The sequence below is a fragment of the Maricaulis sp. genome, from assembly GCF_030149515.1.
In the GTDB taxonomy this organism is placed as follows: domain Bacteria; phylum Pseudomonadota; class Alphaproteobacteria; order Caulobacterales; family Maricaulaceae; genus Maricaulis.
In genome coordinates, this window is the sequence record NZ_JASBRI010000002.1 from 1 (window position 1) to 25,458 (window position 25,458).

The following is a 25,458-nucleotide window of genomic DNA, read 5'->3' on the forward strand; positions in this document are numbered from 1 at the left end:
GCATGAGTGGCGTTCAGACCCTGAAAGTGGCGCCGTCCGAAGACGGCTCCCGCCTCGACCGCTGGTTCAAGCGGCGATTTCCGCATGTCTCGGCGGTGATGGTGCAGAAGCTTTGCCGGAAGGGGCAGATTCGCGTTGATGGTGGCCGGGTGAAGGGGGACAGCCGGGTCTCTGCCGGCCAGGAAATACGGGTTCCGCCACTGCCGGAACCCGGCGAAAAGCCAGACCGGCCGCGCCTCTCGCCGGAGGACATCGCCTACGTGAAATCCCTCGTCATCTACGAGGATGACGAGCTGATTGCCTTCAACAAGCCGGCAGGTCTCGCCGTTCAGGGCGGATCGAAGACAACGCGTCATCTCGACGGACTGCTTGATGCCTTCGGCAGCGGGCTCGACCGGCCACGCCTGGTCCACCGGCTCGACAAGGATACATCCGGAGTCCTTATCGTCGGCAAGGGCCCCAAGGCCACCGCCCGGCTGGCCAGGGCCTTTCAGTCGCACAAGACGAAGAAGACCTATTGGGCGATCGCCATCGGCGTGCCCAAGCCCAAGCTGGGCGAGATCAAGGGTTTCCTGAAGAAGGCCGCCGGAGCGGGTGCGGATTCCGAACGCGAGACCATGGTCGGCGCCGCCCACGGCGAGGAAGGGGCCAGCCATGCACTGACCCGTTATGTCGTCGTTGCCGAGGCAGGCCAGAAGGCCAGTTGGGTGGCGCTGCGCCCGGTGACGGGCCGGACGCACCAGTTGCGCGTGCATCTTGCCGCCATGGGGACGGCGATCCTGGGCGACAGAAAGTACACCTGCGACCGCCCTGCGCCCGAGGATCTCGACCGGCGCCTGTGCCTGCATGCGCGCCGGCTGGAGATCCCCCGCGAGAAAGGGCCCCCGATGGTCATTACGGCGGGCCTGCCCAAGCCGCTCCGGAAAATCTACGACACGCTGGGTTTCGATGAACGCGAGATCGACGAGTCGACGATCGAGGAAGATCTGGCCTAGGCTTTGCCCTTTGCTGCCTGTTTCGCCTTGAAAGCCGCCAATTTCTCCGGGCTGGTCCCGGCCTGGTATTTCGCTTTCCACTCGGCCGGTGACATGCCGTAGACGCGTGCTCTGGCATCATCCCTGGATATCTCGACGCCCCGTTCCATCGCAGCCTCTCGCCACCAGTCGCCCAGGCAGTTGCGGCAGAAATCGGCGAGCAGCATGAGGTCGATATTCTGAACCTCCTTGTGCGCGTCGAGATGCGCCACCAGGCGCCGGAAGGCGGCGGCGTCCAGTTCGGTGCGCTGGGCGTCGGTGAGGTCGCCAGGATGGGTCATGGTGTCGGGTCTCCTCTCGCGGTGATGCATAGCTAGCATGACGCGGGCCCGGCTTGCCAAGCCGGCAAGGGGCGCCTATCGAGCGGCTGTTGCCGCAAGGGAGTCCGCCATGTCCGCACCGTTGAAACTCGCCATCTGGGATATCGACGGAACGCTGGTGGACAGCCGGAAGGTGATTCAGCGGGCGATGGAGCAGGCGTTCTTCCGCGCCGGGCTGCCGCCGATCGAATACGATCGCACGCGCACCATTGTCGGCCTGGAACTCACCGAGGCGATCATGCGGCTGGCGCCGCCCGATTATCCGGCCGAACGCATTCCTCATCTGGCGACCTTCTACAAGGAGGCGTTTGTGGAACAGCGGGCCGAGCCCGGATTCGAGGAGCCGCTCTATGAGGGCGCACTGGATACCGTACAGCGGCTGGCAGACGAGGGCTGGCTGATGGGTGTGGCGACGGGCAAGGCCCGGCGCGGCCTGGACATTGTGTTCGAACATCACGATCTGCATCGCTATTTCGACACGTTCCAGACTGTTGACGGCGGTCCGGGCAAGCCGCATCCGCGCATGGTTCTGGATGCGCTGAGGGAGACCGGGACCGATGCGCACCAGGCGGTAATGATCGGCGATACGCGGTTCGACATGGAAATGGGTCGCAGCGCGGGAGTGCATGCGCTGGGTGTAAGCTGGGGCTTTCACACCGAAGACGAGATCCGCGACGGCGGTGCGCATGCCGTGCACCATGACTTCACCGCGCTGAACGCCGCGCTGGACGCATTCGGGGCGGCTGTGGAAGAGAGCGCGGCATGAACGAGAAATACGAGACCAAGCCGGGCGTTCGTCTGCCCAGGCCCGAGGATGTCCGCCCGAAGCGCTTCTACAAGACCGTGACCGTCGAACGCGCTGAGACGGGCTGGGCTGTGCTTCTGGACGGGCGCGCCGTTAGGACACCGGGCAAGAACACCCTGGCGGTGCCCGTCGAAGGCCTGGCTCAGCTGATTGCGGGGGAATGGGCTGAGCAGGGCGAGCGTATCGACGCGCCGGCCATGCCTGTTACCCGGCTGTGCTTTGTCGCGCTGGACCGGATGGCCGGAGCACACGAGGAGACCGTGGCCGAGGTCACCAAATACGCGTCCACCGATCTGTTGTGTTTCCGCGCGCCGGAACCTGCAGACCTGGTGGCCGCGCAGGCGGCGGCCTGGGATCCGATGCTGGCGTGGGCGGAAAGGGCGCTGGATGCGCATTTCGTTGCGGCGACAGGCGTGCTGCCCGTCAACCAGGATCCGGTCGCCCTGCAGCGGGTAATGGCGAAGGCCGCCGGACAGGATATCTGGCGCCTGACCGCCCTGGCCCATGCCGCGGCAATCTGCGGGTCGGCGATCCTGGGGCTGGCACTCCTGGACGGCGAGATCGACGGCGGTGAAGCCTTTGCGCTTTCCAGCGTCGATGAAGCCTATCAGGCCAGCCAGTGGGGCGAGGACGCGGAAGCGGCCGAACGCATGGCGCTCCTCAAGCGCGAACTTGTCGCCGTGGAGCGGATGCTGCGCGCATTGGACGCGGTGCAGGCGGCTTGATGGAATGGCGCACTGAGTTAGTTTGACAGCGATTTCCGGAGTTGAATGTCATGGCCGACAGCGTTGCGAGCGAACCCAGATCCGCCGGCAGGACGGGCCCCGGCGGTATGCTGGATTTCGACGTGCTGCGGGCGGCCGAGTTGCGTACCGAGCCCTACAACTATTTCGTCGCCGAAGGCGCCGTGACAGCGAATGAAGCGGCAGATGTGCGCCGCGATTATCCGGTCATCAACAAGCCCGGCTATCTGCCGCTCTCCAAACTGGAGGCGGCGGGCGAATTCAAACGGCTGATGGACGATCTGATGTCGGCGGAGCTGGCGCAGGTCCTCACCGACAAGTTCGGTGTCGATTTCACCGAAAAGCCGCGCATGATCACGGTGCGACGTCTGTCCCAGCTCTCCGATGGTCCGATCCACAATGATTCGAAGTCCAAGATCCTGACCATGCTGACCTATTTGAACGCCGAATGGGACGGTTCGGGAGCCGGTTGTATCCGCGTGCTCAACGGGCCGACGGATTTCGAGGACTTCACCGAAGAGGTGCCGCCCCTGGCCGGCTATGTCTTCGCATTCCTGCGCGACGACCATTCCTGGCACGGCCATCTGCCTTTCGAGGGCGAACGCTATGTCGTGCAGACGACCTTCCTCACATCCCAGGAAGAGCTCGATCGCAAGGAAAACCGCGGCGGCCTGCAGTATTTCCTGAAGAAGCTGAATCCCTTCCAGTAAGCCGTCGTATCGGGGCAGATCATGACTGCTGTCGTCGTGCCGCACGACCCGGCCTGGGCCGGTGCATTCGCACAGGAGGCCGAGGCGCTGCAGGATGCATTTGGGGCGATCGCTGTCCGGGTCGAGCATGTCGGCTCGACGTCAATTCCCGGCATCCTGGCCAAACCGGTCATCGACATCCTGGTCGCGGCAAGCGATCTCGGCGCAGTCGATCGCCTCACCGGTGCGCTGTGCGCCCTCGGCTACGAAGCGAAAGGCGAGTACGGGATCGCCGGCCGCCGGTATTTTCGCAAGTCGAACGCCGCCGGTGTCCGTACACATCATGTGCACGTCTTCCGGGACGGTGTGCCCGAAATCGCCCGCCATCTCGCCTTTCGCGACTATCTGCGCGCCCATCCCGGAATTGCGCGTGTGTACTCCGATCTCAAGGCCGACCTGACGGCCGGACAGGGCAGGAATGGACGGGACTACCAGGATGCCAAGAGTGACTGGATTGCTCGCACCGAAGCCGAGGCGCTGGCCTGGAACGCCGGACGGCGTGGGTGACCGGAAAACGCAGAATCCGGTTCTGTGGTCGCAAGAGCGGGACCGCACACTCATCCGGCGCCGACGTAACGTCAGCGATACTGCTGAAGCGTGCTAGCGTGCAGCGAGCATGCGCAACGGTCGGGAACGAAACCTGAGCCGGCCATCATCGAGCCGTTTCCAGACCAGGAAGGCTGTGACCATCAGGGCCAGTTCGGCCAGTTCCTGAAAAATGTGATGCCCCATGAGCGCCGCGGTAAGAACAAGCAGGGCCCGCAGCGGCAGCAGGACGGTATCGCCGTCGCTCGCCTCGACCAGCGATCCCAGCCGCGCGGCGCCGATCATGAGCACCACGCCGGCGAGGAAATAGGCCAGTTCCATCGTCGATGGCGTGATGTAGTTGTGCAGATTGAACTCCTCCTGGAGGTTGGTCCTTGCGACCGCTTCAGGCGGGGTAAAGCCGAACCAGTGTTGCCCCCAGCTGACTTCCTCGCCAAAGGCGAGCACCAGCAAAATGCACATCAGCACGAGGCTGACTGGACCGAATGCCATACTGCGCCGGTGACTGCCCAGGCGGCTTGCGACCAGTATTACCGGGAAAAGCATGAGCGTGACGGTCAGGTTTTCCACCAGTCCGCCATCGCCGACATCGGGCCGGAAGACGCCGGTTATCGGCATATGGGCATGATGGATCAGGTTGAGAGGGACCAGGAGTGCGAGCGCGGCGATGAGCAGCAGATCGGCGGTGGCGAACTGGCCGACGAGGCCGGCGGTGCCGAGCCTTTGCGCCCCGCGCATCAGACTTCTGATCGCGATGGCTAGGCCGAGGGCACACAGACATATGAAGGCGACGGCCTGAAGCGGCGAATCGACGGTTCCATCCGGTGAAAACAGCATGTGCGGCATCCTCCCTCAGAATGCGTGAACGGCGGCCCATTTGTCGATCCGGCGGATCGCGCGGCCCGGCCAGCTGGCGAAGCGGCCCAGCGGAAGTTGCAGGGCGAGGCGGTCTATTCCATTACCCGCCGCGGCCAATCGACCGACCAGTGTCGGCCGGCGGATCTGTCCCGAGACGACGCCGAAGGCGGCATTGGAGAGGCGCTTCTTGAAGTCGTATTCGCCCGGCCCGAGGTGGATTGCGGTGATACCGTCTGCCGACAGCTGGCGGGCGATCTCCAGATAGAGCGTCAGGCCGGGGCCGAGATGGGCGAAGTCCGGCCAGAAGACAGGGAACCAGTAGTGCAGCACGTCCCGCGAACGCATGCCGAAATGTGCCGCGGCCAGCTGGCCGTCGATTTCGAGCGTGGACAGAACGCCGGCGAGTTCCTGGTCCCGGCACTCGAACAGGTCGTCGACCACCCGGCGGGCCCAGGAGGCCTGGAAGGTGTCGAGGGCGTGGGTGCGCCGGTATTGTCCGCGTTTGGCGGCGATCAGTGCGTCCAGTGCTTCGCGGCGCCGATCGTCGATACGGATCGTGACCGTTGCGTCCAGCTTGTCCAGCTTGCGCTGGCGGGCGCGGATATTGCGCATGGCCTTGGCATCGGCCTCGGTGCAGTCGGCGATGAAACGGTCATAGCCATGACAGAGATCGGATACCCATGAGAGAGTCGGCGGTCCGTCGCAATGACGGGCGAAGGCCGTCTGGTCGGCCAGGGCACCGTGGAAGGCAAGCACGCCGAAGCCGGCCTTCGGCAGGACCGATTCGAGATCGAGATCAGGATCGCCGGTGATCAGCCCGTGGTGATCGCCCAGCGGCCCGCCGACCGGACGGGCGACGCCGGACCGTGACAGGTGCAGCGGCAGAAACCCGGCCGGCGTGCCGTTCCGGGACACTGCCAGGACGTGGGTATCGCTGCGTGCAGCGGCCAGGATATCGGTGAAGCCGAGGGCGAAATAAGGCGAAGCCAGGGCGAAATTCTCATTGCGCATGCCGGTCCAGGCCGCACGCTGCCGGGCCGAAAGCGTATCGGCTCTGAGCATGTCCGCGCTGTAGACCGGTGCTGGCATGGAGTGCCCCCTGCTGGTTCGTGAGGTTGCGCGATGCAAGCCGTGCGCCGCGTTGCACGCACCCGCTTGATTGCCCTTGGTGAGCGGCGTCTGCTATCGAGCGGACGAACATGAAATCATCCGGGGAAGGATCCCAGTTCATGAAAGACGTGATCGAACGACTGGACGCCCAGCGCGCCGCGGCGCGCATGGGAGGCGGGGAACAGCGCATCGAGGCACAGCACGCAAAGGGCAAGCTCACCGCACGCGAGCGGATCGAGCTCCTGCTGGATGCCGGATCGTTCGAGGAATGGGACATGTTCGTCGAACACCGCTGCAATGATTTCGGCATGGCGGACAGGAAAATACCCGGCGATGGCGTGGTCACCGGCCATGGCACGGTCAACGGCCGTCTCGTCTACGTCTTCTCCAAGGATTTCACCGTTTTCGGAGGCTCGCTCTCGGAAACCCATGCCCAGAAGATCGTCAAGATCCAGAAGGCGGCCATCCAGAACGGGGCGCCGGTGATCGGCATTTTCGATGCCGGCGGGGCGCGCATCCAGGAAGGTGTCGCCTCGCTGGCCGGCTATGCCGACATTTTCCTGCAGAACACGCTGGCCTCGGGTGTGGTGCCGCAGATCTCGATGATCATGGGTCCGTGCGCCGGCGGCGACGTCTATTCCCCGGCCATCACCGATTTCATCTTCATGGTGAAGGACACATCCTACATGTATGTCACCGGCCCCGACGTGGTGAAGACGGTGACCAACGAAACCGTCACCCATGAAGAGCTCGGCGGGGCCTCGGTGCATGCGAAAAAGTCCGGCGTGGCTGACGGCGCGTTCGAGAACGATCTCGAGGCGATCGTGCAGATCCGCCGCCTGGTGGACTTCCTGCCGCTCTCCAACCGCGAGACCCCGCCGAAACGCCCGACTTTCGACGATCCGGACCGGCAGGAGAAAAGCCTCGATACGCTGGTTCCGTCCAATCCCAACAAGCCCTACGACATCAAGGAACTGATCGAGAAGGTCGCCGACGAGGGCGATTTCTTCGAGATCGCGCCGGATTTCGGATCCAATATCGTCACCGGTTTCGGCCGCCTGGACGGTGCGCCTGTGGGCTTTGTCGCCAACCAGCCGATGAGCCTGGCGGGCGTCCTGGACATAGACGCGTCCCGCAAGGCCGGCCGCTTCGTGCGCTTCTGCGACGCTTTCAACATCCCGATCGTCACCTTCGTCGACGTGCCGGGTTTCCTGCCGGGTACCAAGCAGGAATATGGCGGCCTCATCAAGCACGGCGCCAAACTCCTCTTCGCCTATGCCGAGGCGACGGTGCCCAAGCTCACCGTCATCACGCGCAAGGCCTATGGCGGCGCCTATGACGTGATGAGTTCGAAACATCTGCGCGGCGATGTGAACTATGCCTGGCCGACCGCCGAGATCGCCGTGATGGGCGCCAAGGGCGCCGCGGAAATCATCCACCGCAAGGACCTGGGCGACGAAGAGAAAATGGCCGCCCACGCGGCCGAATACGAGGACCGCTTCGCCAATCCCTTCGTGGCCGCCGGCCGCGGCTATATCGACGATGTCATCATGCCCCACAACACCCGCAAACGCCTGATCGCCGCGCTACGCACGCTGCGGAACAAGAGGTGTGAAAACCCGTGGAAGAAGCACGACAATATTCCGCTTTAGGGGTTTTGGGTTATTTAGAGGTCGCGCGAAGCTCATCCTTTAGGGCTTTGCGCGCCTTCACTCTTTCAGCCCGGTTTTCGTTGGTTGCGATTGTTTCCACCGCTCCTCCCCCAAAATTGGCCAGCGGCCAACATAAGTCCTTAAATCGCTTGCCGAGATCCCGCCTCAAGGGTCCCGCTGGCTGGCATGGGGTTTAAGGCGGGGTGCGAGCTGGGGGCTCGAGTTTTCCAACGCCTTCTTTCCCTGCAAATACTCGTGTTTTCCCCGGCCTTGTGCCGGGACCCGGTTGAGGGGGAGCGGTCTCATCGGCGGCGATGGTCCTGAAACGATGAAGAGGTGCCGGATCCGCCAGGGCCGGGAACGGCGTCAGGGAGAAGTGTTCTTTTTCTTTCCTTTCTCCACTTTTCCCGGCCACCCGCATGCGCGGGTGCAGGCTTCACCCTGCGAAACCCTGCGAAAGCGGGCTGGAGAGCCGGGGTCTACCTGCGCTCGGCCTCGTCGCTCGATCGAAGGTGAGTAGGTCCCTGTGTGTTTGGTTTGTCGCAGGACGGGTGGAAGGGCCGGGCTACCCCGCCCGCACGGCCTTCCCCAGCATTTCCCGATAGCCGTGGCTGATGCAGGTATAGCCCTCGTAATAGCCGCGTTGTGCCAGAAGCCGGTGCAGTTTCGGCAGGTTGTAGGGCGGTACCGCCGCGAACATGTGGTGTTCGAGGTGGTAGTTGACATGGTTGGGCGCGACAAGGAGGCGTTCGAACCAGCGGGCGACGGTGGTGTGGGTGTTCAGGCGCGGTTCCGGGTCGTAGCGGTCCGGGGCGACGCCGTGTTCGCCGATATTGCGCAGCCGCATGATGGCCGGATAGACGAAGATGCGCGCGACCCACCACAGCGCATAGGCCCAAAGGCCGCCGGCCAGGGCGAGAGCGGCGATCAGGACGGCGTGGAGGACAAGGTGCGGCGCCTTGGCCTTCCAGTCGGGCGCGCGCCAGGCAGCCAGAACTTCCCTGATCCCCGTCCGGCCGGTCAGGTCGCGAACGAATTTGCGGCGCAGACTGTCCCTTGTAACCGGATAGTTCTTCACCAGGACCTGGTCGGGATCCTTCCCGGTGCCGGCATGCCTGTGATGATCGAGATGATAGTCGCGATAGAGCTGCAGCGGCACGTCCACCGCCGCTCCGCCGATCCAGTTGCCGGCGATGGTGTTGAGCCATCGGGTGCGGAAGAGGGCGTTGTGGGCACAATCGTGCATGACGATGGCGAAGGACAGCTGGCGTCCCGCGATCAGCAGGATCGCCAGCACGATGGTGAGCGGGTTGGGCCAGGCGACGGCCAGCGCGAAGGCCGTCGCGAGCAGGAGGATATCGCCGCCCAGCATCAGCGCACCCTGCCAGTTTGTCGTTTTCGACAATGCGCGCAATTCGGCCCGGCCGAGACAGTCGGACAGCGCCTTGTCGTTACCCGGAATACTTGTCGGCATGCGCTTCTCCCTGCGGCGGGACTGTGCCAGAAAACAGTGTTCACTCCAAGCGCGGGGCGCCCGGGGATGGTCCGCGCCGATTGAATTCCGTACGGGGCGGGGCAAGAGTGCGGCCGAGGGGAGGTGTCCCATGCTGCAGGCCTTTTTGCTGTCCGCCGTGATGGTGGTGATCACGACGGCCATCCACATGACGGGGCTGCTGGGCCTGATGGCGCTGACCGGCAAGCATCGCAGCCGGGTCGATTCGCCGGGACACCGGATCGAGCTCGCGCTCTTCATCCTGGCCATCGTGCTGGGCGTTTTCCTGATCCATGCGCTGGAAGTGTTCGTCTTTGCGCTGGCCTTCCTCGCCTTGGGCGAGATCGCCTCGTTCGAGACCGCGGTCTATTTCTCTCTGTCCACCTTCACCACGCTGGGCATGGGCGACATCGTGCTGGACAGCCACTGGCGCATACTGGTGGCGGTGGAGGCGCTGATCGGTTTCCTGATGATCGGCTGGTCCACCGCCTTCCTGGTCTATGTTCTGGGCAAGCTGCGCACGCTGGAACGGGCCTGGTTCGTGCGCCTGGGCGAGGAGGAGTGATCTCAGCTGCCGCGCTTGCCGGGGGCGGGCGGGCCACGCTAAACCCTTGGGCATCCGGGGCGTCCGCCCGCCTTTGTCACTGGGGCCTTTATGTTCAAGAAGATCCTGATCGCCAATCGTGGCGAGATCGCAGTTCGCGTCATCAAGACCTGCAAGCGCTTGGGGATTGCCACGGTGGTCGTCTATTCCGAGGCGGATGCGGACAGCCTGGCGGTCGAGATGGCGGACGAGGCGGTCTTCATCGGCCCGCCCGCACCGGGCGAGAGCTATCTCGTGCTGGAAAGGATTCTCGAAGCGATCAAGGTAACCGGCGCCGACGCCGTGCATCCCGGTTTCGGCTTCCTGTCGGAAAACGCGGCCTTTCCCAAGGCTCTGGACGCGATCGGCGTCGCCTGGATCGGCCCGAATGTGAATGCCATCGACGCGATGGGCGACAAGATCCGGTCCAAACAGCTGGCCGCCAAGTCCGGCGTGTCGACGATTCCCGGCGCCGACGGCGAGATTACCGATGCCGACACGGCACTCGCGGCGGCCAAGGCGATCGGCTATCCGGTCATGCTCAAGGCCTCGGCAGGTGGCGGCGGCAAGGGCATGCGGATCGCGCGCACCGATGCGGAAGTGAAGGACGGGTTCAAGGCGGCGCGCAACGAGGCCAGGTCCTCCTTCGGCGACGATCGCATCCTCATCGAGAAATTCATCGAGGAACCGCGCCATATCGAGATCCAGGTGCTGGGCGACAAGCACGGCAATGTCATCCATCTCAATGAGCGCGAATGTTCGATACAGCGCCGCAACCAGAAAGTCCTGGAGGAGGCGCCGTCGCCCTTTCTGGACGCCAGGACCCGCAAGGCGATGGGCGAGCAGGCCGTCGCCCTGGCCGCGGCGGTCGACTATGACAGCGCCGGCACGGTCGAGTTCATCGTCGACAAGGACAAGAATTTCTATTTCCTGGAAATGAACACCCGCCTGCAGGTGGAACATCCCGTCACCGAGCTGACGACCGGGCTCGACCTGGTCGAGCAGATGATCCGGGTCGCCGCCGGGGAAGAGCTGGATATCGCCCAGCGGGATGTGAAGATCGACGGCTGGGCGGTCGAGGCGAGGCTTTATGCGGAAGACCCCTATCGCGGCTTCCTGCCTTCGATCGGGCGGCTGAAACGCTTTGTCGAACCCGCCGAGGGCAAGCTGGGCGAGGGCGTGCTGCGCATCGATGCCGGGGTGCGTGAGGGCGACGAGATCTCGCTTTTCTACGATCCGATGATCGCCAAGGTGATCGGCTATGGCAAAACCCGCGAGATCGCCATCGACACGCTGGCGGCGGCTCTCGACCGGCTGCATGTGGAAGGGCTGCAGTCGAACGCGCCCTTCCTCTCTGCCGTGCTGGACGAGCAGGACTTCCGCGCCGGGCGCATCCATACCGGCTATATCGGTGAGCATTTTCCCGAGGGTTTCCATGGCACAGCCCCGCGCGAGAACCAGCTCGTTGCCATGACCTGTGCCGCCGCCTTCGTGCATGAGACCCTGACCCGGCGGGCCGGCCGGACGGAAGGCCGGCTGCGTCCGGAAGAGCAGGTGACCACGCGTGAATGGGTGGTCTTCCTCGACAAGCGCCACATTCCGGTCGAGATCGAGATGACGGGCGAGGGGGGCGCCACGGTGTGGGCCCCCTCCCTGGTGTCGGAAAAGCTGACCGTGACGACCGGTTGGCGGCCGGGACGGCATCTGTTCGAGGCGGCGATCAATGGCGAGCCTGTGGCGCTGGAATTCGCCGACCGGACCGAAGGCTATCTCCTGCGTCATCGCGGTTTCAAGGCGGTGGGCCTGGTTTGCACGCCGCGCTCGGCGGAATTGCATGTACGCCTGCCGGAAAAGGAAAAGCCGGATCTGGCAAAACTTGTCGTTTCGCCCATGCCGGGCCTTGTCGTGGCCATCGATGTGGAAGAGGGTCAGGACGTGAAGACCGGTGAGCCGCTGATCGTGGTGGAGGCGATGAAGATGGAAAACGTGCTGCGTGCCGAAACCGACGGGACGATCAAGGCGATCCGGGTGGCGCCGGGGGCGTCGGTCGCGGCCGACGAGTTGATGATCGAGTTCGAATAGGCCGGAAGGGGACACCGATGGATCTGCAATACGTTCTGCTCAATCCCAATGGCCGCATCGCGCCGCGGGAGTTCTGGATCGGTGTCCTTCTGCTGATCGCCGGCAATGTCCTGTCCGGCCTGGTCCCGGTGCTGGGCGGTCTGCTCTGGCTGTTCCTTATCTATGTCGGCGTCTGCGTCTACGGCAAGCGCCTGCACGATGCCGGCAAGTCGGCCTGGATCCATGTCATTCCCTGGGGGCTGACACTGCTGATCTCCATCATCGGCGGCATGATGATCGGCGGCGCAATCATTTCGGCCGTTCTGTCGGGCGACGATTTCAATCCCTGGGCGATGGTGACTGCCGGCAGCGGGTTTGCCCTGATGATGGGGCTCTCCAACCTGGTCTGGCTGGTCTACACGCTCTGGGCCGGTCTGGCGCAGGGACAGGCCGGCGCCAATGCCTACGGCCCGGCGCCGGTCCGCACTATCGAGGCGACGGCTTCAACCGACGATTAGGCCGGGATCGCCTTAGACGCGAATTTTGGCGTGCCGATACGCGCGAGTCGCGTTAAGCTCCTCAAATCTTGAAGGGGAGGCGGCACATGGCGCTCAACGATTTCATCATCAATCCAAAGGATGCCACGCGGATCCTGTTCGGGGCCAGCGGCAAGCTGGGGCCCATGGAGTTTGCGCAGGGGCTGGTGGCCATCGTGGCCGTCAACATCCTGTTCCAGATTCTCGCCCTGCTGCCCGGACTGGGCATGCTGTTCGGCCTGATCGGCCTGCTGGTGGGACTGGTCTCGATCTTCGCCTGGGTCTGCATCTTTTCGAAGCGGTTTCACGATGCGGGCCAGTCGGGCTGGATGACGCTCGCGGCGATTGCTGTCGCCATCGTGCTGTCGATCGTGATCAACATGATCCTCGCGCCGGTCTTCGGCGTGTCGATGACAATGGACATGACCTCCATGCAGCAGGCCTACGGCGCCAACCGGATCGTCATGCAGATCCTGTCGACCGTCATCGTCAACGGTGCGCTGGGTTTCTACATGTTCCGCCTCAAGCCGAAAGCGGTCTAGCACCGGTTTCCACTTGATCGAGGGCTGCGGGGCCGCAAGAGTGCGGCCCCGTTTTCATGTGTTGGTTCCAGGGGGAAATGATGAACCCGCTCGTACTTTTCCTGCCCGTCTACCGGGCCTCGATCACGGCGTACCTGGCCGGGATTGCCATCCTCGCCTTTCTCGATTTCCTGCGCATCCAGTACGGGCTGGGGCCGGTGCCCAGATGGGTGGGCATGCTGGCGATCTGGTTCTTCGTGTTTTCCCTGCATGCCAATCGCCGCCGGCATGCCGGACGTGGTATCGGCATCGCCTTTCTCCCGCTGGGACTGGCAATCGTGGCGAAGGGGATAGGGGCCTTTTTCGCGATGATTCCCGGCGCCTATTCCGCGATGACCGAATTTGCCGCCGAAAACGGAGTCGACACGGATGACCAGCAGGCCCTGGCCGAGGCGCTGAACGATCCGGGTTTCCAGCAGGAATTCCAGCGTGCCATGCAGAATGATCCCGAACTGCTGCAGCAATTGATGAGCGCGACCGGGCCCGGCTCCTTCATCGGTTTCTGGCTGGTGATTGCCGTGTTTGCGATCTGGTTCGCACGCATGGCGAGGCCGGGCGCCTAGATCCGGTTTGGGCCACTGCGCCCAGATCCGGCGGTGCCGTCCGCCTGGCTTCGCCGAACACCTCGGTGAAGGCCAGGTGCAGCGCCGCGTCGAAATCGGCCATGGTGGCCGCATGGCCCAGATCGGCCAGGCTGGTCACACCATAGCGCGGATCGGAGATGCCGCAGGGCGTGATGCCGCCGAAATGCGTCAGGTCGGGATCGACATTGAAAGCGATGCCGTGGAAGGAGACCCACCGGCGCAGGCGCACGCCGATAGCGGCGATCTTGTCTTCCCGGCCTTCTCCGCGATCCACCCAGACCCCGACCCGGCCGTCGCGCGGCCCCGCCGTGACACCGAATTGCGCCGCCGAAGCGATCAGCCAGCGCTCCAGGTCCTGGATGAAGCGGCGCACATCGCGGCCGCGCCGGGTCAGGTCCAGCATGACATAGGCCACGCGCTGGCCAGGCCCGTGATAGGTGTATTCGCCGCCGCGGCCCGTTTCGTGGACGGGAAACCGGTCCGGCATCAGCAGGTCCTCGCGCCTGGCGCTGGTGCCGGCGGTGTAGAGCGGTTCGTGTTCGAGCAGCCAGACCAGTTCGCCCTCCCGCCCGTCGGCGATCGCGGCGGCTCGGGCCTCCATGAAGTCCACGGCGGCGGGGTAGGGGACAAAGTCCCGGGAAACGGCCCAATCGACCGGCGGTAATGCCATATCTTGTTTTCTTAACGCTGCGGAAACCGTACCGGACGAACATCAGGTTCGAATCCACGAACCGCAAGTCCCTGGGAGCTTTCCGTGAGTCAGGTCGGATCTGTCGATGTCGAAATATCGGTCCTTCTGGGTCGGTCCAAGATGCCGATTCAGCAATTCCTGCGCATGGGCCGCGGCGCGGTCATCCCGCTCGACTCGGGTGAGGACGACCAGGTGTGGATTCTCGCCAACAACCACCCCATCGCGCGTGGCGACGTGATCATCCAGGGCGACAGGATTGCCGTATCGATCACCGGTCCGGCGGACGCCAACGAATTTTTCGCTGCTGCATAAAGCGCTACAGAATACTCTTCACAAGGCGCGGCGTTGTTGCTATCTCCCGCGCCTCCATGACGTGCGGTCGTGGCGGAATTGGTAGACGCGCAGCGTTGAGGTCGCTGTGGGGTAAAACCCGTGGAAGTTCGAGTCTTCTCGACCGCACCATTCTCCCGGTGGAAATAGCACACCTGCCCGCGCCGCCCGAACCGCGCCGGGTCAATATCCGTCATGGCATGACGGGCATACGCAATCTGTGCAGGCGCGCGCGGCCGGCCCGTGGTTAGTCTCCGGCCATTGCCATTGGGAGTGCCTGACCATGCCGGTTTCCGACTTGCCCGACCTGCTGGATTTTGCCCGCCATCTCGCGGTGCTGGCGGAGCGCGAGATCATGCCCCGTTTCCGCCGGGGCGCCGTCGCGTTCAAGGCGGATGGCAGCGAGGTGACCGAGGCCGATAAGCGTGCTGAAACCGTTATGCGCGAGGCCATCGCGAAGGCCCATCCGTCGGCCGGCTTTCTCGGCGAGGAAACCGGCCGCCATGCGGGCACATCGGAGGATTGCTGGATTGTCGACCCGATCGACGGAACAACCTATTTCGCGCTCGGAATGCCCCTGTTCGGCACGCTGGTGGCGCTGACGCGGCGGGGGCAGCCGGTACTCGGCGTGATCGCCCTGCCGGCTCAGCGGGAGGTGGTCTATGCGGCCGAAGGGCTGGGATGCTGGCGGAAGGCGGATGATGCGGCCGAGGCACAGCGCCTGAGGACAGCGCCGGGCGTTCGCCTGGCCGATGCCTTTGTGTCGTCGGCCGGCCTGCACGCCAGCGAGGTCCACCCTCATGCCGGCCATGCCGCCTATTCGATCGGCCGGCTGGCGCAACGCTCGCGCAAGCTTCGCTTTCTCGGCGATTGCGGCCAGCATGCCCTGCTGTGCGCCGGGCGCATCGATCTGGCGGTCGATGCGATCATGGCGCCCTGGGATGCCGCCGCGATCATACCCTGCGTGCGCGAGGCCGGCGGTTTGGTGGCGTCGCTCGCCGGCGAACGCGATGGTCTGATAGAGGCAGGCAGCCTGGTCAGTGCCTCGTCGGATGCGCTGCTGGGCGAGTTCCTGGCGCTGGCGGAACCCGGAGCGGCCGGTTCTTCCGCGCCCGCATCAGGCTGACAGGCGCAGGGCGCCAGCAATCATGCGCCAGAGCTGGTCGGCAAGCTGGCCGGCATCGGGGCGCTGGCGCGCGCGCATGGCCTGGATGAAGCTCATCCGGCAGGCACCGGCAATGGCGGCACTGGCGATGCCGGCATCGATCGAGGCGGGGATGAAACCGCGCTTCTGGCCATCCTCGATATTGCGGCGGGACAGGTCCAGCATCGACAGGAAGCGGGCCTGTTCGGCTTCGGCGACTTCGGCAGTGCGGCTCATCCGGCCCAGGACGAGTGGAGCCATCGGGTCGGCATAAAGAAAGTCAATCGTGGCCTCCAGCCGGGCCCGCTCGCGGGTCGACCAGTCGACGGCGCCGTCATAGCGCTGGTTGGCGACCGCGTCATAGCGGTCATAGAAGGCCCCGATGACGGCTGCCAGCAGCCCGGCCTTGTTGCGGAAATAGTGATAGGCCAACCCCACCGAGACACCGGCCCGTCGGGCCAGGTCGCTCATCTCGACCTCGCCCTCGCCTTCGAGCAAGGCGTCGCGGGTGGCGTCCAGCAAACGATCGGCGGCCTTGCTGCGCGGGTGTCCGGCAACGGATCCGGGCGAGGAGGCAGACGATGAGGAGGCAGACGATGTGGCCGGGGTGGATCCGGGCATGGCAGTCACCTTTCACTTGACTCGTATCGTAGATTGAATTGAATTCAATTCAAGTCCGGATCGAGCCGATGCCGTGTTCGATCCTGTGCGTGCGGGGCGGCCCGGAGCCGAAAGCTGGCCGAAGCCGGAGAACGTCCGGCCCGGGCGGCCTCCAGAGCGGGCAGCGGCGCCTGCGAGCGCGGGGTCGGAGGCCGGGTGTGATCAAGAGGCGCGGGCCTGTCTCGGGCCTCGGCCTGCAGAGGGGCGTTCGCGCCTGGAATTGCTTAGTGTCACGGAAGGCGCGCAACAGGCGTGGAGCGGAAACGGAGACGGATGATGGTGGATACGGGCCCGGATGCGCCGGTGCGGAGCGCTGCAGCGGACGCCGCGTTGCTGGCAGCGATGCAGCCATATCTGAACGGGCGCTCTGCCGAGGATTGCCTGACCGCCTATGACCGGGACGGATATGTGATTTTCGAACGGGTTCTGGATGGCGCACACATCGATGCCCTGCGGTCGGCGCTGGCGCCCTGGCTGGAACAGAACCTGGCCGGCCGGAACGATTTCGAGGGGCTGCGGTCGAACCGGGTCTATGCGCTGCTGGCCAAATCGCCGGTTTTCGCCGAACTCGTGACCCACCCCCTGGCGCTGGCCTTTGCCGAGGCCGATCTGGGACCGTCCTGCCTCCTGTCGGCCTGTCTGGCGATCAATCTCCAGCCGGGCGAGACGGTTCAGCCCTGGCACCATGACGACGCCCATATCCAATTGCCGCGGCCGCGGCCGTCCTGCGGGGTCAGCGCATTCTGGTCGATCGACGACACGACGGAGGACAATGGTGCCACGGAGATCATTCCGGGCAGCCACATCTGGGCGGGCGCTCCGGAACAGGGCTCGCTGGAGGCCCGCAATTTCACCGACCGGGAGATCCGCGATACGGGCGATGATCCCGGCGTGCATCCTCAGGCGATCAAGGCCGTCATGCCGGCGGGATCCTTCATGGTGGCCAAGGGCACGCTGTGGCATCGCGGCGGGGCAAACCGGTCAGAAAGGCCGCGCCTGATCGTGACGCCGCAATACTGTCCCGGCTGGGCCCGGCCGCTGGAGACGATGCTGGCCGCTGTGCCGCGGAAGGCCGCGGCGAACCTGCCCGAGCGCGCCCGCGAACTGATCGGCTATTCCATCCATCCGCCCTTCATGGGCTATGTCGACGGCATGCATCCGCGGCGCGTGCTGGAATAGACGCCAGTCGGTCTCCGAAACGTCTGCAAATTGTCGTATTTGCGGGTGATGCCTCTCTCGATTTTGCGCGCGGCGGGCCCTAGTGTGACGGCCATTGGCGACAGAGCGAGGAGGGAAGGATGAGCGAAGCCGCATTCGAAGACGACCTCCTCGCCGATTCCCCGGCGCGTGCCGATACCGACCCGGAATTCGTCAGCAATCTGCGCCAGGCGATCGCCGATCAGGACGCAGACCTTATCCGGCGCATGCTCGCCCCCCTGCACGAAGCCGATATCGCCGATGTGCTGGAGCAATTGTCGGCCGGCCAGCAGGAAGTCCTGGCCACGATCACGCCCGATATCTTCACCGGTGATGTGCTGGCCGAGCTCGAGCCGGATGCGCGCGAAGTCGTCATGGCCTATCTGGATCCCTCGCATCTTGCGGCGGCGATCCAGGAACTAGACTCAGACGATGCCACCGAGGTCGTCGAGGAGCTCGACGAGGACATTCGGGCCGCCGTGCTGGCGGAGATTTCCGAAATCGACCGCGAGGCGGTCGAACAGAGCCTCGCCTTCGAGGATGAGACGGCCGGCCGTCTCATGCAGCGCGAATTCGTGGCTGCGCCGGAATTCTGGACCGTAGGGCATGCGCTGGACCATATGCGCGCCACGGACGAGGAATTGCCTGACAAGTTTCACGATCTGTTCGTCATCGATACCGGGTTCCGTCCGGTTGGCGAGATACCGGTCTGCCGGCTGTTGAGCGCCAAGCGGGACGTGCCGCTGCGCGAACTCATGGAGACTCCGCGCATTCTGGTCGACCCGGAGACCGACCAGGAGGAAGTGGCCTACCTGTTCCAGAAATACCACCTCGTCTCGGCCCCGGTGGTCGACAGCGCGGGCCGGCTGACCGGCATGCTGACCCTGGATGACATCGTCCATGTTATCCAGGACGAGAACAAGGAAGACCTCCTGGCCCTGGCCGGGGTTAACGAGGCCGGCCTGGCCGACAATGTCTACCGGTCCGTGCGTTCGCGGGCGCCCTGGCTGCTGGTCAATCTGGCCACGGCAGTGCTCGCGTCCGGCGTGATCGCGCTGTTCGAGGGTGCCATTGCCCAGGTGGTTGCCCTGGCGGTGCTGATGCCGATCGTGGCCTCGATGGGCGGCAATGCCGGCACACAATCCCTCGCCGTGGCCGTGCGTTCTATCGCCGAGCGTGATCTGACGGCGGCCAACGCCATGCGCGTGGTCTGGCGCGAACTGGCCACAGGCGCCGTCAACGGCCTTATCTTTGCCGTGGTCATGGGGCTGGTGACCGTTGTGTGGTTCCAGGACTGGGAGCTGGCTGCGGTGATCGCCCTGGCCATGGTATTGAACCTGGCATGTGCCGGCCTGTCGGGAATCCTGATCCCGCTCGGGCTGGTTCGCGCGGGCGCCGACCCCGCTGTGGCGTCCTCGGTATTCGTAACCACCGTGACCGATGTGGTAGGCTTCCTGGCCTTCCTGGGACTGGCGACGCTGGTTCTGTTGTGATGATATGGCGCCGGGCAAGGGCATCAACGAGTTTTCGGGGTGATAGGTGTGCGTTTTCTGATCTGTATTGTGGCCATATGCCTGTTGCCGGCCGATGCGGCACTGGCAGAGGGGCGCTGGGACCGAGCGGCGCGGCTTGATGCGCCGCGGGCCGGTCTGTCCGTGACGGTGCATGAGGGCCGCATTTTCGCAGCCGGCGGCTCCGGTCTCACCACACCGCGCAGCGAGTTCGAGAGTTACGACCCGGCTTATGACCGTTGGTTTCCCGAAACGCCGCTTCCACGCGGTCTGGAACAGTTCGGCATGGCCGGGATTGCCGGCCGCATCTATGCCGCGGGCGGTTACGCGCCGGACGAGACCGGCAGTGTCGGTCCCAGTGCGGCGATGTGGTCCTGGTCCCAGGAGGGCAATATCTGGCAAAGCGAAGCGGCCATGCCGGCGCCCAAGGCGGATTTCACGCTGGTTCCCGTGAATGGCCGGCTCTACGCGATCGGCGGGCTGCGCGATGACGGCTCGGTTTTTGTGTTCGATCACGAGACCCGGTCCTGGTCGACGCTGGAGGCTCCCGCCGGTGTGACGCGCCGGGGCGCGGCAGCGGTCGTCCTCGACGGGCAGATCCATGTGATCGGCGGGACGGGCGCTGCGGGTGCGAGCGCGCAACACGATGTGTTCGACCCGGAATCCGGCGAATGGACACGAGGGCCCGACCTGCCCGATGCCCGCTCCGGCGTGGCGGCGGCGGTCCACAATGGCCGCATCCACCTGTTCGGTGGTCTGGCGGCTGACGGGCGCACGACATTGCAGACCCACCTGTCCTGGCAACCGGGCGAAGGGGAATGGCTGTCCGAGCCGGACCTGCCCGCGCCGCGTACCGGTGCGGATGCGGCGGTTCTGGAAGACGGTATATTCCTGGTCGGCGGCGGATCGGGCGGTGGCTTCTTCGCTCCGTTCACCGCCCTGGATTCAACCGATGTCTTCCTCGACGATGCCAGCTGACGCGGCGGCGCCGCGCTTGCAGGGACGTCTGTCAACTGCCTGTGCGACGTCCCGAAACGGAACACGATGAAACCGCGACTGAAATCCTCTCCGGCCGCCCGCGAGCTGATCCAACGCTTCGAGCCCTTCCGGGACACAGCCGAACGTGGCCCCGACGGGCGCTGGGTGGTCGGCTATGGCCACCGGGCAGCGGCACGCCGCGGCATCAAGGTCAGCGAGGAAGAAGCCTCGCTGCTTCTGATTTATGACGTGATGCGGGCCGAGCAGGCGATCGACGAGATGACGTCGGTCCAATTGGCGCGCGGCCAGCGCGATGCCCTGATTTCCTTCGTCCACGATATCGGCCTGGACGCCTTCCGGGGTTCGGATGTGGCGCGCTATCTGTTCGAGGGGCGAATGGATGCAGCCGGCGAGGCGCTGGCCTCCCATGGCGATGGCAGCAATCCCCGCCGCGAAGCCGAAAGCGCCATGTTCCTGGCGGCACAGGCGCCTGCGAAAGTGCGGTCGCAACCCGTCGAACTGGTCATCAAGGTCGAACATCCCAGCGAGGAGCGCGTGCTGGAAGGCGCGATTGCCGGCGGCCGCGACGCCGGGCCCGTACAGGACTATGCGCCGCCTCCGCCACCCATGCCGGACCGGGCCATCACCAGCCGTCGCGAAGCCGAGGCCGAGATCGCGCGCATCCTGGCCACTGTCGAGGCCATGCCGCTGGAGGAGCGCGAGCATCTTGCGGCCGAGGACGTCATGGCGCCGATGGAGACCGTGGTTTCCGATCTGAGCGACGAACCGATCGAGGGCAAATTCCGATCCGCTGAAGCTATGCCCGAAGCAGAGGCGGCCGCCGAGCCTGTCGATGAGGAAGCCGGCGAACCGGTCCAGGCCGAGGCCTCACGCGCCGATGCGGACGAATCGGCGGGCAAGAGTGCCGAGGCACAGGTCATGGCGCGCATGGCCCAGGAGATCGAGGCCGAGGAACCGGCTGAACCGGACACGGCAGCGGCCGAACCTGAAGCCCCCGCGCCACTGGCCGATTTCAGCCTGCCGGCAGGGACGGAGCTGGGCTTTGCCCTGACCCGAATTCCCGAAGCGGAGCAGGTGGCCGGAGAAGCCGGCCCCGGCCGCGCCGGGGCAGCGCCCGTTGCGGAAGCGGAAGCGCGCGAGAAATATGCGCTCGACCTGCCGGAGGGTGTGGGGCTGGGCTATGCCTTCACCTCGGTTCTCGCAGGCCGGTTCCGGGCGGGCGCGGACCCCGCCCAAAGCGTGCCTGTATCCGACGTTCTCGGTGAGCCGGACGCTGCCGGCGAGGCTGAAACATCCGCTATCTCCGCCGATGTTCAGGACAGCGGCGTGCAGGATGCTGACGCCCAGGCCGGCGACATGCGGGAGGGCGACGCACAGGAAGACGCTGTGGCTGATATCGTCGAGCGCGCGGTGGCCGTTGCTGGGGACGGCACGCCGCCGCCTCATCCCGCCGAGACACCGGCTGAAAGTGCGGGTGCGGTGGGTGAAGTGGAGGGCGGTCCTGTCCAGGCCGAAAGCGCTACCCGGCCCGATGTCGTGGAAGGCGACCCGCTGATGCCGGGGGAGGATCCGCTGACCGGCGATGAGGAGTTTTCGCCCCGGGACCTCGCGACGGACATGCATGCGGAACAAAAGAAGCCGGCCGCCAAGCCGGATGACGGGATTTGGGGTTTCCTGTCGATCTTCATCGCCGGGTGTGTCGTTGCGGGATACGGTTTTGCCGTCACCTATGGCGATTGGGGGCGGATGCTGGCCGAGCGGACGCTGACCATGGATGCCTGGGCAACCATCGGTGGTGTATTCCTCATGGTGGCGTCTGCGTGGCCGATGATCTCGGCCATCGTGGAAAGGTTGAAACGAAACCGCCCCGATCAAGCCAAAGGCTGGTAAAGTATTTCAAGCATTTCACCGGTCTGTCTTGACCGGTCCGGCGCGCGTGATACATCGCGCGTCATGATTTCGAACCAATACCCCACGCTGGATTTCCACCTCGGCGATACCGCGGACATGATCCGCGATACCGTCCAGTCCTTTGCCTCCGACGAGATCGCGCCGCGCGCGGCCGCGATCGACGAGAGCGATGTCTTCCCTGCCGATCTCTGGCAGAAGATGGGCGATCTTGGCCTGCTCGGCATAACTGTCGAGGAAGAGCAGGGCGGGTCCGGACTGGGCTATCTCGAGCATGTCGTGGCGATGGAAGAGATCTCCCGTGCTTCGGCATCGGTGGGGCTGAGCTATGGCGCCCATTCCAATCTCTGCGTCAACCAGCTGCGGCGCTGGGGTAATGCGGAGCAGAAGGCGCGCTATCTGCCCAAGCTTGTCTCGGGCGAGCATGTCGGCGCGCTGGCCATGTCCGAACCGGGCGCCGGCTCCGATGTCGTGTCCATGCGTCTGAAAGCGGAAAAGCGCGGCGACCGCTACGTGCTCAACGGTTCGAAGATGTGGATCACCAATGCGCCGGCTGCGGATACGCTGGTGGTCTATGCCAAGACCGATGCGGATGCGGGCTCCCGCGGGATCACGGCCTTCCTCATCGAGCGCGATTTCAAGGGCTTCTCCGTCGCCCAGAAGCTCGACAAGCTGGGCATGCGCGGTTCGGAAACCGGCGAGCTGGTCTTCGAGGACTGCGAGGTGCCCGAAGAGAATATCATGGGCCCGCTCAACGGCGGCGTGGAAGTGCTCATGTCCGGCCTGGACTATGAGCGTGCGGTTCTGGCCTCCGGTCCCGTCGGCATCATGCAGGCCTGCATGGATGTGGTGATGCCCTATATTCGCGAGCGCAAGCAGTTCGGCCGCTCGATCGGCGAATTCCAGCTGGTCCAGGGCAAGCTGGCCGACATGTATGTGCGCATGAACGCCACGCGCGCCTATGTCTATGCCGTGGCCCAGGCCTGCGACCGCGGCCAGACCACGCGCAAGGATGCCGCCGGCGCCATCCTCTACGCCGCCGAGAATGCCACCCAGATGGCGCTGGATGCGATCCAGCTCCTGGGCGGGAACGGCTATATCAACGAATACCCGACCGGCCGTCTGCTGCGCGATGCAAAGCTCTACGAAATCGGCGCGGGCACCTCGGAAATCCGCCGCTGGCTGATCGGCCGGGAATTGTTCGGCGAGACAGCGTAGGATAAATCCGGGCCGGATTGTCCCGGCAGGACTGGCCCCGCTCCACGCATCTGTTATCGTTCTCATGGACGGTAACGGGGAATTCCATGACACGTATGGGTTGGCGCGGCTACGCACTGTTGGCCGGGCTTGTTGTCCTGGCGGGACTGGTCACCCTCGTGGTGTCCCAGCGCGGCTATCTTTCCGAGGGCTTCCCCTTTCTAAGGTCGGAACCCGAGATCGCGCTCCCCGGAGACCGACCCTTCAGCGAAGGCCGCGTGGCGCCCGGTCAGGAAGACAGGGCCGGCGCGGCGCAGGCAGTGCTCGAGGATCATCTCGCCACGATCGGTATGCCTGCCCTGTCTGTTGCGGTGGCGGTCGATGGCGAGATCGCCTGGTCGGGTGCATTGGGCTATGCGGACGTCGATGCCGGCCGCGCGGCCGGTCCCCAAACCCTGTTCCGCATCGGCTCCACGTCGAAGGCCGTGACCGCCACACTGTTCGCGCGGATGGTCGATGCGGGCCTGGTCGATCCCGACGCGCCGGTGTCTGCCTATCTCGACGATCTGCCCAATCCGGACTGGGCGGATATCACGCTGCGCCAGCTGGCCTCGCACACCGCGGGTATTGTCGGTTACGAGGAAAACCGGGATCTGGGCGGCTTGTGGTCGAGCATGCGCCTGCAGCGCCATTATGGCGATGCGACCGAGACGCTGGACCTGTTCGACGGATCGGATCTGTTATTCGAGCCGGGCACGGATTTCCACTATTCTTCCTACGACATCCAGTTGCTGGCGGCAGTGCTGCAGACGGTCGGCGGTGCGCCCTATCCGGATCTCGTGGACGAATGGGTGCGAGGGCCACTGGGGATCGACACGCCGCGGCCCGATGCGGAAACGCCGGAGCGCGCGGAATTCTATCACGTCTCCCCGCGCGGCACGGTGCAGCGCTGGCGGGCGGTCGATCTGAGCTCCAAACTCGCCGGCGGCGGGTTCATGGCACGGCCGGAAGATCTCGCGCGGATGGGCGCGGCCTGGCTGGAGGACGGCTTCATCAGCCCGCAAACGCGGGAGATGTTCTGGACGCCGCAAACCCTCGCCGACGGATCGGTGAACGAGCAAAGCTATGCGTTGGGATGGCGCCGCAATGAAGGCGTGCGCGGCGTCGGGGACGATCTGGTCTATGTGCATCATGGCGGCGTCTCGAAAGGGGCGATGTCCTGGCTGGTCGTGGTGCCGGAAAAGCGCATGGCTATCTCCATGATGATCAACGGCCATGTCTGGCCCTTCGGCGACTGGGCCGGCGTCTATGGGGATCTGGTGCGGATCTTTGATCCGGAGACGGAAGACCAGCTTGAGTGAGGCAACGTCAGCTCCCGGAACAGGTTGCAATGACGTGCTAGGCTCCAGGCATATCTCGCTACCTGGAGCTTCTTCATGACCGACTATTCCGATCTCAAAGCCACCTTCATCAACTGCACACTGAAGAAGTCGCCCGACGTCTCCAACACCGAAGGCCTGATGAAGGTCTCGCAGGCGGTCATGGAAAAACAGGGTGTCGCGGCCGAGACCATCCGCCTGGTCGATCACCGTATCGCGCCGGGCGTATATCCGGACATGAGGGAGCATGGCTGGGATCGCGACGACTGGCCGGAAATCTGGCAGCGCGTGAAAGCGGCCGACATTCTCGTGGTGGGCACACCGATCTGGCTGGGCGAGGAGAGCTCGGTCGCCCGCATGCTGATCGAGCGTCTCTATGCCCAGTCCGGGGACATGAACGAGAAGGGACAGTACGGCTATTACGGCAAGGTGGGCGGCTGTCTGGTCACCGGCAACGAGGACGGGATCAAACATGTTGCCATGAGCGTGCTCTATGCACTCCAGCATGTCGGCTACACCATTCCGCCCCAGGCGGATGCCGGCTGGATCGGCGAGGCAGGGCCGGGACCGTCCTATCTCGACGCGGGATCGGGGGGGCCGCAGAATGATTTCACCCAGCGCAACACGACCTTCATGAGCTGGAACCTGATGCATATGGCGGCGCTGCTGAAGCGTGCCGGAGGCCTGCCCGCCCAGGGCAATTCGCGCCGCGACTGGGACGCCGGCGAGCGCTTCGATCATCCCAATCCGGAATACCGGTAGACCCATCTGCAAAAGGGATGACGGGC

26 protein-coding genes and 1 tRNA gene are annotated in these 25,458 nt (G+C 64.8%); 21 read left to right on the plus strand and 6 right to left on the minus strand.

The genetic code is table 11. From position 1 onward, the window contains the following. A partial coding sequence (locus Q1U94_RS01120) for an RluA family pseudouridine synthase (protein ID WP_300541057.1) occupies positions 1-995 on the plus strand: 995 nt, incomplete at its 5' end. Here the strand turns inward: Q1U94_RS01120 and Q1U94_RS01125 are convergent. Continuing rightward, the gene (locus Q1U94_RS01125) at positions 992-1,315 is read right to left on the minus strand and encodes a DUF1244 domain-containing protein (protein ID WP_300541059.1); all 324 of its coding nucleotides are present in this window, start codon (positions 1,313-1,315) and stop codon (positions 992-994) included. The genes Q1U94_RS01120 and Q1U94_RS01125 overlap by 4 nt on opposite strands. A 109-nt stretch (positions 1,316-1,424) precedes the next feature. Between Q1U94_RS01125 and Q1U94_RS01130 the strand changes: the two genes are divergently transcribed. Genes Q1U94_RS01130 through Q1U94_RS01145 form a run of 4 tightly spaced genes read left to right on the plus strand, consistent with a single transcriptional unit; the run spans position 1,425 to position 4,158 of the window. Next, a complete protein-coding gene (locus Q1U94_RS01130; RefSeq protein WP_300541061.1) occupies positions 1,425-2,120 on the plus strand; it encodes an HAD-IA family hydrolase in 696 nt (231 codons plus the stop codon). After that, a complete protein-coding gene (locus Q1U94_RS01135; protein WP_300541063.1) occupies positions 2,117-2,884 on the plus strand; it encodes an ATP12 family protein in 768 nt (255 codons plus the stop codon). The genes Q1U94_RS01130 and Q1U94_RS01135 overlap by 4 nt, the downstream gene beginning before the upstream one ends. A gap of 50 nt (positions 2,885-2,934) precedes the next feature. After that, positions 2,935-3,612: a 2OG-Fe(II) oxygenase gene (locus Q1U94_RS01140; RefSeq protein WP_300541065.1), complete on the plus strand. Its 678-nt coding sequence runs from the start codon at positions 2,935-2,937 to the stop codon at positions 3,610-3,612. Positions 3,613-3,633: 21 nt separating this feature from the next. Beyond that, entirely contained in the window at positions 3,634-4,158 is a 525-nt protein-coding gene (locus Q1U94_RS01145) for a GrpB family protein (protein ID WP_300541067.1), read from the plus strand. Between the two features lie 93 nt (positions 4,159-4,251). Here the strand turns inward: Q1U94_RS01145 and Q1U94_RS01150 are convergent, their stop codons facing one another. Next, a complete protein-coding gene (locus tag Q1U94_RS01150; protein WP_300541069.1) occupies positions 4,252-5,043 on the minus strand; it encodes a hypothetical protein in 792 nt (263 codons plus the stop codon). A 6-nt stretch (positions 5,044-5,049) separates the two neighbouring features. Beyond that, the gene (locus Q1U94_RS01155) at positions 5,050-6,144 is read right to left on the minus strand and encodes a GNAT family N-acetyltransferase (protein ID WP_300541071.1); all 1,095 of its coding nucleotides are present in this window, start codon (positions 6,142-6,144) and stop codon (positions 5,050-5,052) included. A gap of 140 nt (positions 6,145-6,284) precedes the next feature. Between Q1U94_RS01155 and Q1U94_RS01160 the strand changes: the two genes are divergently transcribed. Further along, a complete protein-coding gene (locus tag Q1U94_RS01160) occupies positions 6,285-7,817 on the plus strand; it encodes an acyl-CoA carboxylase subunit beta (protein ID WP_300541073.1) in 1,533 nt (510 codons plus the stop codon). Between the two features lie 565 nt (positions 7,818-8,382). On the opposite strand, the gene Q1U94_RS01165 is transcribed toward Q1U94_RS01160, so the two are convergent. Continuing rightward, entirely contained in the window at positions 8,383-9,291 is a 909-nt protein-coding gene (locus Q1U94_RS01165) for a fatty acid desaturase family protein (RefSeq protein ID WP_300541075.1), read from the minus strand. Between the two features lie 130 nt (positions 9,292-9,421). Between Q1U94_RS01165 and Q1U94_RS01170 the strand changes: the two genes are divergently transcribed. From Q1U94_RS01170 to Q1U94_RS01190, 5 genes are all read left to right on the plus strand, one after another. Continuing rightward, positions 9,422-9,874 (plus strand): potassium channel family protein, encoded by a 453-nt coding sequence (locus tag Q1U94_RS01170; protein ID WP_300541077.1) that lies wholly within the window; start codon positions 9,422-9,424, stop codon positions 9,872-9,874. A 90-nt stretch (positions 9,875-9,964) separates the two neighbouring features. Next, positions 9,965-11,974, plus strand: a complete 2,010-nt coding sequence (locus Q1U94_RS01175) for an acetyl/propionyl/methylcrotonyl-CoA carboxylase subunit alpha (protein ID WP_300541079.1) — start codon at positions 9,965-9,967, stop codon at positions 11,972-11,974. A 17-nt stretch (positions 11,975-11,991) separates the two neighbouring features. Further along, positions 11,992-12,471 (plus strand): DUF805 domain-containing protein, encoded by a 480-nt coding sequence (locus Q1U94_RS01180; RefSeq protein WP_300541081.1) that lies wholly within the window; start codon positions 11,992-11,994, stop codon positions 12,469-12,471. Between the two features lie 86 nt (positions 12,472-12,557). Continuing rightward, positions 12,558-13,031 (plus strand): DUF805 domain-containing protein, encoded by a 474-nt coding sequence (locus Q1U94_RS01185; RefSeq protein WP_300541083.1) that lies wholly within the window; start codon positions 12,558-12,560, stop codon positions 13,029-13,031. An 80-nt stretch (positions 13,032-13,111) separates the two neighbouring features. Further along, positions 13,112-13,633 carry a hypothetical protein gene (locus Q1U94_RS01190; RefSeq protein WP_300541085.1) on the plus strand — a complete coding sequence of 174 codons (522 nt, stop codon included), beginning with the start codon at positions 13,112-13,114 and terminating at the stop codon, positions 13,631-13,633. On the opposite strand, the gene lipB is transcribed toward Q1U94_RS01190, so the two are convergent. Continuing rightward, positions 13,563-14,324, minus strand: a complete 762-nt coding sequence (lipB, locus tag Q1U94_RS01195; protein ID WP_300541086.1) for a lipoyl(octanoyl) transferase LipB — start codon at positions 14,322-14,324, stop codon at positions 13,563-13,565. The two genes, Q1U94_RS01190 and lipB, sit on opposite strands and share 71 nt — an antisense overlap. An 84-nt stretch (positions 14,325-14,408) precedes the next feature. Between lipB and Q1U94_RS01200 the strand changes: the two genes are divergently transcribed. The 3 genes from Q1U94_RS01200 (at position 14,409) to Q1U94_RS01210 (ending at position 15,801) form a co-directional block, all read left to right on the plus strand. Next, entirely contained in the window at positions 14,409-14,657 is a 249-nt protein-coding gene (locus tag Q1U94_RS01200) for a FliM/FliN family flagellar motor switch protein (RefSeq protein WP_300541088.1), read from the plus strand. 63 nt (positions 14,658-14,720) lie between these two features. Beyond that, a tRNA-Leu gene (locus Q1U94_RS01205) sits at positions 14,721-14,807 on the plus strand. Positions 14,808-14,958: 151 nt separating this feature from the next. After that, positions 14,959-15,801: an inositol monophosphatase family protein gene (locus Q1U94_RS01210; protein ID WP_300541090.1), complete on the plus strand. Its 843-nt coding sequence runs from the start codon at positions 14,959-14,961 to the stop codon at positions 15,799-15,801. Here the strand turns inward: Q1U94_RS01210 and Q1U94_RS01215 are convergent. Further along, positions 15,793-16,440, minus strand: coding sequence for a TetR/AcrR family transcriptional regulator (locus Q1U94_RS01215; protein WP_300541092.1), 648 nt, complete (start codon positions 16,438-16,440; stop codon positions 15,793-15,795). The two genes, Q1U94_RS01210 and Q1U94_RS01215, sit on opposite strands and share 9 nt — an antisense overlap. Before the next feature lie 315 nt (positions 16,441-16,755). Between Q1U94_RS01215 and Q1U94_RS01220 the strand changes: the two genes are divergently transcribed. The 7 genes from Q1U94_RS01220 to Q1U94_RS01250 all read left to right on the plus strand — a co-directional run bounded on the left by Q1U94_RS01220 (position 16,756) and on the right by Q1U94_RS01250 (position 25,432). Continuing rightward, positions 16,756-17,658: a phytanoyl-CoA dioxygenase family protein gene (locus tag Q1U94_RS01220; protein WP_300541094.1), complete on the plus strand. Its 903-nt coding sequence runs from the start codon at positions 16,756-16,758 to the stop codon at positions 17,656-17,658. Positions 17,659-17,777: 119 nt separating this feature from the next. After that, the gene (mgtE, locus tag Q1U94_RS01225) at positions 17,778-19,169 is read left to right on the plus strand and encodes a magnesium transporter (RefSeq protein ID WP_300541096.1); all 1,392 of its coding nucleotides are present in this window, start codon (positions 17,778-17,780) and stop codon (positions 19,167-19,169) included. A gap of 48 nt (positions 19,170-19,217) precedes the next feature. Further along, entirely contained in the window at positions 19,218-20,165 is a 948-nt protein-coding gene (locus tag Q1U94_RS01230) for a kelch repeat-containing protein (RefSeq protein WP_300541098.1), read from the plus strand. 66 nt (positions 20,166-20,231) lie between these two features. Beyond that, positions 20,232-22,076: a hypothetical protein gene (locus Q1U94_RS01235; RefSeq protein WP_300541100.1), complete on the plus strand. Its 1,845-nt coding sequence runs from the start codon at positions 20,232-20,234 to the stop codon at positions 22,074-22,076. A gap of 63 nt (positions 22,077-22,139) precedes the next feature. After that, positions 22,140-23,312, plus strand: coding sequence for an isovaleryl-CoA dehydrogenase (locus Q1U94_RS01240; protein WP_300541102.1), 1,173 nt, complete (start codon positions 22,140-22,142; stop codon positions 23,310-23,312). A gap of 86 nt (positions 23,313-23,398) precedes the next feature. After that, entirely contained in the window at positions 23,399-24,652 is a 1,254-nt protein-coding gene (locus Q1U94_RS01245) for a serine hydrolase domain-containing protein (RefSeq protein WP_300541104.1), read from the plus strand. Between the two features lie 75 nt (positions 24,653-24,727). Further along, positions 24,728-25,432, plus strand: coding sequence for a flavodoxin family protein (locus Q1U94_RS01250; protein ID WP_300541106.1), 705 nt, complete (start codon positions 24,728-24,730; stop codon positions 25,430-25,432). Positions 25,433-25,458: the final 26 nt, after the last annotated feature.